Annotated in this window: 7 protein-coding genes; all 7 read right to left on the bottom strand. The window is 66.9% G+C overall.

From position 1 onward, the window contains the following. Nucleotides 1-55 precede the first annotated feature (55 nt). The 7 genes from CEX87_RS05785 to CEX87_RS05755 all read right to left on the bottom strand — a co-directional run bounded on the left by CEX87_RS05785 (nt 56) and on the right by CEX87_RS05755 (nt 11,632). The gene (locus CEX87_RS05785) at nt 56-715 is read right to left on the bottom strand and encodes a hypothetical protein (protein WP_416171886.1); all 660 of its coding nucleotides are present in this window, start codon (nt 713-715) and stop codon (nt 56-58) included. After that, a complete protein-coding gene (locus tag CEX87_RS05780) occupies nt 712-1,155 on the bottom strand; it encodes an acyl-CoA thioesterase (protein ID WP_064396911.1) in 444 nt (147 codons plus the stop codon). Before CEX87_RS05780 ends, CEX87_RS05785 begins: the two co-directional genes overlap by 4 nt. Continuing rightward, entirely contained in the window at nt 1,152-6,044 is a 4,893-nt protein-coding gene (locus CEX87_RS05775; protein WP_094286334.1) for an NAD-glutamate dehydrogenase, read from the bottom strand. The genes CEX87_RS05780 and CEX87_RS05775 overlap by 4 nt, the downstream gene beginning before the upstream one ends. A gap of 135 nt (nt 6,045-6,179) precedes the next feature. Then, nucleotides 6,180-7,853, bottom strand: a complete 1,674-nt coding sequence (ettA, locus tag CEX87_RS05770; protein ID WP_064396915.1) for an energy-dependent translational throttle protein EttA — start codon at nt 7,851-7,853, stop codon at nt 6,180-6,182. 121 nt (nt 7,854-7,974) lie between these two features. Then, entirely contained in the window at nt 7,975-8,433 is a 459-nt protein-coding gene (locus CEX87_RS05765; RefSeq protein ID WP_064396916.1) for a single-stranded DNA-binding protein, read from the bottom strand. 235 nt (nt 8,434-8,668) lie between these two features. Next, nucleotides 8,669-9,511, bottom strand: a complete 843-nt coding sequence (locus CEX87_RS05760) for a hypothetical protein (protein WP_094286332.1) — start codon at nt 9,509-9,511, stop codon at nt 8,669-8,671. Nucleotides 9,512-9,628: 117 nt separating this feature from the next. Then, nucleotides 9,629-11,632 (bottom strand): bifunctional copper resistance protein CopD/cytochrome c oxidase assembly protein, encoded by a 2,004-nt coding sequence (locus CEX87_RS05755; RefSeq protein ID WP_064396920.1) that lies wholly within the window; start codon nt 11,630-11,632, stop codon nt 9,629-9,631. Between the last annotated feature and the right edge of the window lie 35 nt (nt 11,633-11,667).

The following is an 11,667-nucleotide window of genomic DNA, read 5'->3' as shown; positions in this document are numbered from 1 at the left end:
GTACTCCTGTAGCGGCGTGTCGCTGTGCAAACACGGTCACTGACGGGAAGAAAGGTCAGCGCAGGACGACGGCGGGGTCGCCGCGGCGGCGGTACACCGAACCGAACCGCGCGTCGACGCGCAGCCACGTCGGCGTCACCCGCACCCGTACGATCTCATCAGCTCCTACCGCTGATCCCGACTGCGGCAGGAAACCCATTGCCGTCAAAGCGAATACACACCTCATCGGGATACCGACGCTGTCGTCGCCCGAACTGACCGCGACGACCTCCTGGTCCAGCAGCGACACCGGTGGACCGTGACTGCTGGAGTGCTCTTTGGCCAACTCCCCACCGCGCTGCGCCAAGTCGAGCACGACGCGGGCGGGTACATCGTCGAGGTGGACGAAGCCGGAGTCCGGCGGAAGCGCTCCGCGCCAGGCGGAATCCAGCGCGAAGCCGGGTTCGACGAAGCCGGTACCGTCGATGGTCCGCAGCCCCTCGACCAGAGTGTCGGCGCCCGCGGAAAGATCCGGCGGATTGACCCGACCCTCGACCACCCGGCTGGCCAGCACATCGAATCCCGTTGCGACCCAGGCGACCAGCACATCATCGGACCGTTGACGCAACCTGATCACCGCGGCTTCGTCGAGACGCAAAGCCCGCTCGGCGAATGTCGCCAGGTCTCCGCGATGCGGTAGCTCGGTCAGCCAGAGGCCCCGCTCGGATCGCGTCATCGTGTCCAGCGCTGCAGATACTCTTTTTGCTGCGGCGAAAGCCGGTGCAGCCGCTGTTCTTTGATGTGCACAGCGGCCAACTGGGTGTCCGCGATCACCGCCGGCTTCGAGTCCGGCGGCGCGCCCACCGATCGCACCTCGTAGCCGACGGTGAAATCGACCGAGCGCACGCGCTTCGACCACATGGTCACCTGCAGCGGCGAATCGATCAGCCGCAGCTGGGCCTTGTACGCGATGTTGACCTCGGCGATGAGCAAGCCGATCGTCTCGATCTCCGGGCCAAACGGTTCTCGCAGGAACGGAATCCGGGCTTCCTCGAGGATCGTCACCATGGTGGCGTGGTTGATGTGCTGATACATGTCGATGTCCGACCACCGCACATGGACCGGCGCGACAAACGTCGCCCCACTTGTGGTGCGCGCGAGATCAGCGCCTGTCATCGAGAAGTCCCCGTTCCACTGGTCCGTGTCATGCTGCGAATCTGACGCGCCGCCACCGACAGCGTCGCGAGGTCGTGCTGACCGCTTTCATGAATCTCGTCGAGCGTGCGACGGGCGCGGTCGACCCGGGAACCGTTCGTCGTCTCCCATTCCGCGATCTTCTCCTCACCCGTCTCCTCAGGTTCACCCACCGCCAGCACGTCCAGGCACAGAGCGCGCAGCGACCCGTAGATGTCGTCCCGAATCGCCAACCGCGCCAACGAATGCCAGCGGTCGTCACGCTCGAGCCGCGACACCGCGGTGAGCAGGGTATCGGTGTTGAGGTAGTTCATCAGCGCGAAGTAGGTGTCGGCCACCTCGTCGGGTTCGCGCTCCACGATGTCCCCGATGTCGATGATATCGAGAAGGCTGAACTGGTACAGCCCGGTGGCCAGCTCGTACGCCAGATCCTCGGGGACTCCGCGCGAGGTGAGGTCGTCGGTCTCCTTGGCCACGATGGCCTCGTCCTCACCACGCAGCCACTCGGACATCCGCGGTGTCAATGCCGCGACTTTGGCCGCGAACCGGTTGGTCTCGGCACCTACCGCCAGCGGCTGAGGACGGTAGTTGAGCAGCCAGCGCCCGGCCCGGTCCACCAGCCGCCGCAGATCCAGGGTCATCCGGTCGGTCACCGCAACCGAAACACCGTCGTCCCCCGCTGCGCGGATCTGCCGCCAGATGTCGTTGATCCCGAAGATCGCGTTGGCCGCGGCATAACTGCGCACAGCGTCCAGTGGGCCCACCCCGGCGTCCTCGCTGATGCGGTACACGTAGGTGATTCCGCTGGTGTCGATGACGTCGTTGACCAGCATGGTGGTGACGATCTCGCGGCGCAGTTCGTGCGACCGGATCTCCGCGGCGAACGGCTCACGCAGCTTCTCAGGGAAGTACCACGGCAGCCGGGAGGCGAACGCCTCCTGATCGGGCAGCTCGCTGGCCAGCACGTCGGCCTTCAGCGCAAGTTTGACGTGAGCCATCAGCGTGGCGAGTTCCGGTGAGGTCAAACCGATTCCGGCGTCGGTGCGGCGGTGGATCTCCTTCTCCGACGGCAGCGCCTCGAGTTCACGGTTGAGGCCGCGGTCGGCGACGAAGGCCTTGATCATGCGCGAGTGCACCGGAAGCAGGCTTGCCGCGTTGGCGCGGCTGGTGCCCATCAGATCGTTCTGATCCTCGTTGTCCCTGAGCACCAGCCGGCCGACCTCGTCGGTCATCGACAGCAACAGTTCGGTGCGGTCTTCAGGGCTGACCTTGCCCGCGGTGACCAGCGAGTCGATCAGGATCTTGATGTTGACCTCATGATCGGAGCAGTCCACCCCAGCCGAGTTGTCGAGCGCGTCGGTGTTGATGCGGCCACCGGCGAGGTCGAACTCGATACGCCCAAGCGCGGTCACGCCGAGGTTGCCGCCCTCACCGACCACCTTGGCCCGCAACTGGTTTCCGTTCACCCGGACCGGATCGTTCGCACGGTCGCCGACATCGGCGTCGGATTCGGATTCGGCTTTGATGTAGGTGCCGATACCACCGTTGAACAACAGGTCGGCGGGCGCCTTCAGGATCGCCTTGATCAGGTTGGGAGGGGTCAGCTCATCGACGTTGTCGTCGATGCCCAGAGCGGCGCGGGCCTGCGAGCTGATCTGGATCGACTTGTGCTCCCTGCTGTAGACGCCGCCGCCCTCGCTGATCAGCGAGGAGTCGTAGTCCTCCCAGCTCGACCGCGGCAGCTCGAACAGGCGCTTGCGCTCCTCCCACGAACGCGCCGCGTCGGGATCGGGGTCGATGAAGATGTGGCGGTGGTCGAAGGCGGCCAGCAAGCGAATGTGCTTGGACAGCAACATGCCGTTGCCGAACACGTCGCCGCTCATGTCGCCGACACCGACGACGGTGAAGTCCTCCGACTGGGTGTCGACACCCATTTCGCGGAAGTGCCGCTTGACCGACTCCCACGCGCCTCTGGCGGTGATGCCCATGGCTTTGTGGTCATATCCCACCGAACCGCCCGAGGCGAACGCGTCGCCGAGCCAGAAGCCGTAGGACTTGGCGACCTCGTTGGCGATGTCGGAGAACGTCGCGGTGCCCTTGTCGGCGGCGACAACGAGATAGGCGTCGTCGCCATCGCGGCGCACCACATCCGGCGGCGGGGTGACCTGTCCGGACCCCTTGTCGACGTTGTCAGTCACATCGAGCAGACCGGCGATGAACAGCTTGTAACACGACACACCCTCGGCGCGTTGCGCTTCGCGGTCGTCGGCGGCATCTCCGGTCGGAGTCGGCGGCTGCTTGACGACGAAACCGCCCTTGGCGCCGACAGGCACGATCACCGCGTTCTTGACGGCCTGCGCCTTGACCAGTCCGAGGATTTCAGTGCGGAAGTCCTCGCGGCGGTCCGACCAGCGCAAGCCGCCACGCGCAACGTAACCGAACCGCAGGTGCACACCCTCGACCCGCGGCGAGTACACGAAGATCTCGAACTTCGGTCGCGGCAGCGGTAATTCGTCGATCAGGCCGGGATCGAGCTTGAAAGACAACACGTCCTCGTACCGAGCCGACTCCTGCCGCCTGACAAAGTAATTGGTGCGCAGCGTCGCTTGGATCATCGACGCGAACGCCCGCAGCACGCGGTCGGTGTCCAGGCTGACCAGTGCGTCGATGTCGGCGCTCACCGCCGCCGCGGCCGCCTGGGCGTCACGACGTTTCGGGGCGTCCTCGTGCTCGTCCTCGAACGGACAGAACAGCGCCTCGAACAGTTCGACCAGCGAACGGGCGGTCTTGGCGTGGTCGTTGACGACGGCCTCGATGTGCGACTGACTGTACGGAAAACCCGCCTGCCGCAGGTATTTCGCATAGCTGCGCAGCACCGAGACCTGCTGCCAGTTCAGGCCGGCCCGCATCACCAGCTCGTTGAACCGGTCGGTCTCGGCGCGGCCGTGCCAGATCGCGGTCAGCGCGTCGGCGAAACGCGTGGCGGTTCCGGTTCGTTCGGATTCGGACTCGATCTGCGGGATCGACTTGTGCGGTGAGATTTTGAACTGGTAGATCCAGACCACGAGCCCGTCAGGCCGTTCGACGGTGAACGGTCGCTCTTCGAGAACCACCACGCCCATCGACTGCAGCATCGGCAGCAGATCGCTCAGCGACGCGGAGTGCCCACCCAGATACAACGTGAGCTGCGCGGTGCCTTCCTCGAGATCGGTGAGCACGGGTTGGATCGAACCGTCCTGCAGGTCTTCGATGACCGCGATGTCATCAATCGCGTCGAGTGGCGCGACCGCCTGCTTGTAGGCCTCGGGGAAGGCGGCGGAATAGTGTTGGGCCGTGCGCTGATTGATCGAACCCGTCTTCACCGCGCCGATCAACCGGTCGCCCCAGGTGCGCGCCGCTTCGGTGAGCAGATCCTGGATCCGCGACTCGTTGGCCGGGGATGTGTCGATGTCACGGGCGCCGGCGCCGTCGGGCATGCGTACCGCAAAATGAACTACTGCCCAAGGTGATTCGCTGACTCGAGCGGTGTACTCGATGCTGACCCCGCCGAGTTCGCGCACGAGGATGTCCTGCATCTCCAACCGCACGGCGGTGGTGTAACGGTCGCGCGGCAGGTACACCAGGCACGAGACGAACTGCGCGAGGGAATCGGCACGCATGAACAGCAACGTGCGCCGGCGGGATCCGAGGTCGACGACGGCCTTCACCATGTCCAGCACGTCCTGCGCCGACAGGGCGAACAATTCCGCGCGAGGGATGGTCTGGATGATGTCGAGCAGCAGTTGTCCGGGGTGGCTGGGGTCGTTGCGTGACAGCGACAGCGCCTCGTTCACCCTGCGTGAGATCAACGGAATCTCAAGAACATTGGCGTTCATGGCCGCCACCGTGAACAAGCCGACGAAGCGGTGTTCGATGACGGTCGGTCCGTGTTGTTCGCGGACGACCGCGATGTGAGGGTAGGCGCCGTATCGCAGATAGCTCGGAATGGTGGCCTGCGCCAACACGAGAAGGTCGTCGTCGTCGGTCAGCGGCGGCAGCACGTCGTGGCGCAACCGAAGCGCCCCCAGCCGGCTGGACGGATCGACCGACGACCGACCGTCCTGTATCGAACACCGCTGGTAGCCCAGCAGCACGAAATGCCCGTCGGCCAGCCATCGCAACAGCGCGGCAACGTCCTCGCGGTCGGGTCCGCGGAACCTGCCGCCGGTGTCGGTGGCCACGTCATGTGCCAACCGGCGCAGCGTCGACGATAGCTCGCCGGTGTCGAGCGCGACGTGACGCGCATCGGCGAGCACGCTCGGCAGCATCTGCGCCACCTGAGCGAGCGCCTTAGGGTCGACGGTCGCCGCGAGCTGGACATGGATCCAGGCCTCGAACACCCCGTCGCGGGACCCGCCGGCTTCAGCGGCCGGCGCGACATCGAGCAGTTCGCCTGCGCGCGCACGGTGTACCCGCAGCACCGGGTTCATGATCGCGGTGTAGGCGACGCCGAAGCGGTGCAGCAGCACCGTGACCGAGTCCATCACCATCGCGGAGTTGTCGGTGACGATCTGCAGTGCGGGGCCGAACCCGGCCGGGTCGTCGGCGCGGTACACCTCGACGCGGGTATCGCCGTAGGGGCGGAAGCGACCGAGCCGGTGATGCGCGGCGATGAGGTTCGGCGTGACGACCTGATGCGCCGTCGCTGTCACCGGCATGGTGACCGTGGAATCGGCGGCGGGGGCGTCGGCGTGTGGGCCCCGGTAGGTCTCTAGATAGGCCCGCGCGAGTCGCCCCACGGTCTCGTCGTCGAGTCCAGGAGAGTGGTTGGCCCCGGTGACGCCGACCCCGGCGCCCGCTGATCTCCCGACGTCTCCCGGATTCACCGACATGCGACGCTCCTGAACTGTAGGCGCGGACCTCCGCCGTCGGATGTCACCACCAGCCCCGATGGGCGAAGCGGCTCCGCGGTCCGCAGAAGTCGACCCTAGTAGCCCGCGCGCGGGCTTTGCGGGTACCCCGCCGGATCAGTCGCGGGTGAGCTTTCGGTGCGTCACGCGGTGCGGGCGGGCGGCCTCTGCGCCGAGCCGTTCGACCTTGTTCTCCTCGTAGGCACCGAAGTTGCCCTCGAACCAGAACCACTTGGCCTCGTTGTCCTCGTCGCCCTCCCACGCCAGGATGTGGGTACACGTGCGGTCCAGGAACCACCGGTCGTGGGAGATCACGACCGCGCAGCCGGGGAAGCTCTCGAGCGCGTTCTCCAGCGACGACAGCGTTTCGACGTCCAGGTCGTTGGTCGGCTCGTCGAGCAGGATCAGGTTGCCGCCCTCCTTGAGGGTCAGCGCGAGGTTGAGCCGGTTGCGTTCACCGCCGGACAGCACACCGGCCGGCTTCTGCTGATCCGGGCCCTTGAAGCCGAACGCGGAGACGTAGGCCCGCGAGGGGATTTCGTTCTGGCCGACCTCGATGTAATCCAGCCCGTCGGAGACGACCTCCCACACCGTCTTCTTCGGGTCGATGCCCGCACGGCTCTGGTCGACGTAGCTCAACTTGACCGTCTCGCCGACCTTGACCGTGCCGCTGTCGGGCTGCTCGAGGCCCACGATGGTCTTGAACAGCGTCGTCTTACCGACACCGTTGGGACCGATGACCCCGACGATGCCGTTACGCGGCAGCGTGAACGACAGGTCCTTGATCAGCGTGCGGCCGTTGAAGCCCTTGTCGAGGTTCTTGACCTCGACGACAACGTTGCCCAGCCGTGGCGGCGTGGGAATCTGGATCTCCTCGAAGTCGAGCTTGCGAGTCTTCTCCGCCTCGGCGGCCATCTCCTCGTAGCGCTGCAGGCGTGCCTTGCTCTTGGCTTGGCGCGCCTTGGCGCCCGACCGAACCCAGGCGAGCTCGTCTTGGAGACGCTTCTGCAATTTGGCGTCCTTACGTCCCTGCACGGCGACGCGCTCGGCCTTCTTCTCCAGATACGTCGAGTAGTTGCCCTCGTACGGATAGGCCCGTCCGCGGTCGAGTTCGAGGATCCACTCGGCCACGTTGTCCAGGAAGTACCGGTCGTGCGTGACGGCGAGGATCGCGCCCTTGTACTCGGCGAGGTGCTGTTCGAGCCACTGCACGCTCTCGGCGTCCAGGTGGTTGGTGGGCTCGTCGAGAAGCAGCAGGTCGGGCTTGGACAGCAGAAGCTTGCACAACGCGACCCGTCGCCGCTCGCCTCCGGACAGATGGGTGACCGGCTCGTCGGGCGGCGGGCAGCGCAACGCGTCCATCGCCTGCTCGAGCTGGGAGTCGATGTCCCAGGCGTCGGCGGCGTCGAGCTCCTCCTGCAGCCGGCCCATCTCCTCCATCAGCTCATCGGAGTAGTCGGTGGCCATCAGCTCGGCAACCTCGTTGTAGCGGTTCAGCTTCTCCTTGATCGCCACGCCCTCTTCGACGTTCTCGCGGACGGTCTTGTCCTCATTGAGCGGCGGTTCCTGCTGCAGGATGCCCACTGTCGCTCCGGGCTGCAGGAACGCGTCGCCGTTGTTGGGCTGGTCCAGCCCGGCCATGATCCGCAAGACGCTCGACTTGCCGGCTCCGTTGGGACCGACGACGCCGATCTTCGCGCCCGGAAGGAAGTTCAGGCTGACGTCGTCGAGGATGACCTTGTCGCCGTGCGCCTTGCGGACCTTCCGCATCGAATAGATGAATTCGGCCATGCCGTGGGATGCCTTTCAGAAGTTGCGAGTCTCTCGGTGATGCTCGCGGACCATCGTAGGCGTGGCCCCGCCGGCGCAGGCGAGTGAGCTACTCGAGGCCTGCGCCGGCGGCTTCCCCGCGCTACGCGGTCAGGGGCAGCGCCGTGTCGGGCTGCTCCGTGTCGTCGTCATCACCGGTGTCTTCGGAGTGGTTGTCCGGGTCGGTGAACCGCTGTTCGGACTGCTGCCGGCCCCGGTCGATGCGTGCCGTGCACCGGGCCAGATCCGGCCCGACCGATGTGGCGCGCACTTCGACCGACGAGCGTCGGTTGCCGTCCCGGTCGTCGTATTCGCTTGTGTAAACGTGTCCGACGACGATGACGGGGTCGCCCTTGACCAGCGCCGCGCTGGGCCCGGCAACCACCCTCCCCCAGCAGTTCACCGTCACGAACAACGAGTTTCCGGGCTCCCATGTTCCCTCGGCCGTGCGGCGGCGCGAGTTGCTCGCGACCCGGAACCGGACCATCTCCTGATCCCCCACCCGCCGATGGATCGGGTCGGTGACGATGTTGCCGACGATGGTGAACGGTGTCTCGAACATGACGATCTCCTGTTTCTTTGCGTTTGCTTGCCGATCGCCTTGTGGCGTCTCGGTGACACCGCTATTGAGCGCCGCGGCGCCGACACCGGGACTCGGCGCGCTCCGTCGCCGGGCGGCCCTGTGGATGAATTCGTCGTTGGGGATGGTGCGTTCGTCGTCGCCAGACCGACGTTTTGGCTGGTATACCCACCCGCGATCGCCCATTGCGTAGGTTTCGAGCGGGCGTCCCCGGAACCTACGGGCGCCAGCCCCTCGACAGCAGGGCGTTTCGCGCCTGCTCGACGATGTCGACCCCGCGGTCCTCTTTGATGACGTGGATGACGTGCCAGCCGAGCCGCTGCAGCACGCGGTTGACCTGAACGTCAAGCACGTACTGTCGTCGGCTGGTGAGGTGTTGTTCTCCGTCGTACTCCGCGCCGACTTTGAAGTCCTCCCAACACATGTCGATGCGCCGGACGTAGCGGTCGCACTCGTCACGGACGACGAATTGTGTGGCGGGGCGAGGTAGGCCGGCATCGATGAACAGCAGCCGCAGCCATGTTTCCCTCGGCGACTCGGCGCCACCGTCGACGAGCGGCAGCGCCGACCGTAGCCGGCGCAGGCCACGCACACCGCGATGACGTTTCGCCAGTAGTGCGACGTCCTCGGTGGCGAACGGGCACGCATTCATCAACGCGTCCAGGCGTGCGACCGCCCGGTCACGCGGCTGATGGCGGCCGAGGTCGAAGGCGGTCCGGGCCGGCGTGGTCACCCGGATGCCCGCCACCGACGTGACCTCGTCCCCGTCCAGGGTCTCGTCGCGCACGATCAACCCGCGCTGGCGCCGGACCGCCGCGACCAACTCGATGGGAACGTCGTCCACGACCCATTTCGCCCCGTGCATCGCGGAGGCGGCCACGCCGGCGATCACCGCCGAAGGCGAGGCGAGGGATACGCCGACGATCCTCTCGCGAAGCGACACCTCGTGGCCTCGCGGGATATAGACGCCGCGGTACAGCGGCCGATACTGACTGCGCAGGCGCGCTCTCGTGAGGTGGCCGGCGGCCACGGCGTCACGGCCGACGAACGGAATGTCCACACAGATTGGACGCCCGCGACCCCGTTCTGGCTCCACACACCTCGAAACCGACGCAATGGTCGATTCGCGGGCCGAAAACCAGCCAAAGCGTCGGTCTGGGCGCCGACTCGCCGGATCTCAGCGCGAAGAGGCGTCGCGGCGGGCGAGCTCGGCGAGCATCGCGTTGTAGGCGGCGAGCTCCGCGTCGTCGTCGCGGTCGGCGGCCCGGTCGATTCGTTTGGCCGTGCGCTGGTCGCTGCGCGTCCACTGGATCAGCAGCGCGAGCATCACCAGCACGAGCGGTACCTCACCAGCGGCCCAGGCGATTCCCCCGCCGGTGCGCTGATCGGCGAGCAAGTCGGTGTGCCAATCCAACTGCAGTGACCGGTAGAACGGCTCGCCCAGCACGGTTTTGGTGCCCATCAGCACCACACCGAAGAACGCGTGCAACGGCAGCGACGCGAACACCATCGCGACCTTGCCCAGGTGAGGAATCTGGCGCGGCGCTGGATCGATGCCGATGGTGACCCAGTAGAAGAGGTATCCGCTGAGCAGGAAGTGCAGATTCATCAGCACATGTGCGCCGTGCTTGTCGACCGCCGCATCGAACAGCCCGCCGAAGTAGAGCCCGTAGAAACCGGCGACGAAGATGACCGTCGCGATGATCGGCTGTGTCAGGAACCGTGACACCCGCGAATGCAACGCCGCCAACAGCCACTCCCTCGGACCCGGCGGCTCACCGCGGCCCGCGGTCGGCAGCGCCCGCAGGGCCAGCGTCATCGGCGCGCCGAGCACCAGCAGGATCGGCACCAGCATCGACAGCGTCATGTGGGCGACCATGTGCATCGAGAACATGGCCGGCATGTAGCGGCCCAGCCCCGACGACGTCGCGATCAGCAGCGACGCGCAACCGCACAGCCAGCCCAGCGTCCGGCCGACCGGCCACGCGTCACCCCGACGGCGAAGCCGGCGCACACCGAGCAGGTAGACCACCGCGAGGACGATCGCGGCGGTGCCGAAGATCAGGTCGAAACGCCAGTCGAGCAGGATCCGCTCGACGGTTGGCGGGCCTGCGAGGTCGTATCCGATCGCCACCTCGACGGGGCTGGGCTGTTCGGCCAGCGGCGGTGGAGGAGTACGACCGAGCCCGACCGCGATGCCGAACGTCGCGCCAAACAGCAGCGCCTCGAGCAGCGCCAGACGCACCAGCGGACCGCGCGCGTCCGGGTCTTCCTGCAACGCGGCCACCGCGGAGCGGCGTTGCCACCACCCGATCACCGCAAGCAGGGCCAATGCGCAGATCTTCGCGACGATCAACCAGCCATACTCGGTGCGCACCAGGTCGGCCGGTTCGACGCGCACGAGCGCGTTGATCACGCCGCTGACGGCCATGACGACGAAGCACCAGAACGCGAGCGCCGAGAAGCGGCGGGCGGCGAGGTCGGCGTGCTTACCGCGCCGCATCCCATGCACCAGCAGGGCGAGCAGCCCGCCCGCCCACAGCGCAGCGGCACCCAGGTGAAACAACAGGCTGTTGGTGGCCATGTCGTGGGCGCCGCCGGTGGATGAATGCCCGGCCAGCCCGAGCGGGATCAGCGTCGTCAACGCCCCGCCCAGCAGGACCGGCGTCCAGGACCAGCGCAGCACCGGCAGGCTGGCCACCGTGACGGCGGCGGCCAGGAACGCCGTCCACCGCCACGCGCTGGCCATTTCGACGAGGTCGGCCGCCGACCAGACGGCCACCGGGTCGAGGGTCTGGCTCAGTGGTTGACCGGAGACGTCGGACACCGTCAGCGGAACCATCAGCGCCGCGCATACCGTCCACGCCGCGGACGCGCCGGTGCCCAGGCGCAGCGCGCGGTACCCGCCGGCGTCGAGCACGCCGTTGGTTTGAGGCGGCGTCAGGAACGCGGCGAACAGGAAGGACCCGACGGCGGTGACCGCCGCGATCTCGCCTGCGGCCCGCACGAACGGCAGGCCGTAGGTCGTGATCGGCCCGGGATCCGGCAGTCCGGTCGCACTCAGCGCGTCGGCCAGCGACAGAGCCCCGATACCCGCGGCGATCGTTCCCGCCAGGACTGCCACCCCGACCAGCACCGGCCATACCGCGCTGGTGCGCACGCCCGATGCCGTCGTCGTCATCCCACCAGCGTATGGCGCGGCTCAACCTCTGAGGG

The organism is Mycobacterium lehmannii (assembly GCF_002245535.1).
GTDB lineage: Bacteria > Actinomycetota > Actinomycetes > Mycobacteriales > Mycobacteriaceae > Mycobacterium > Mycobacterium lehmannii.
This window is presented reverse-complemented; position numbering and strand designations above follow the sequence as displayed.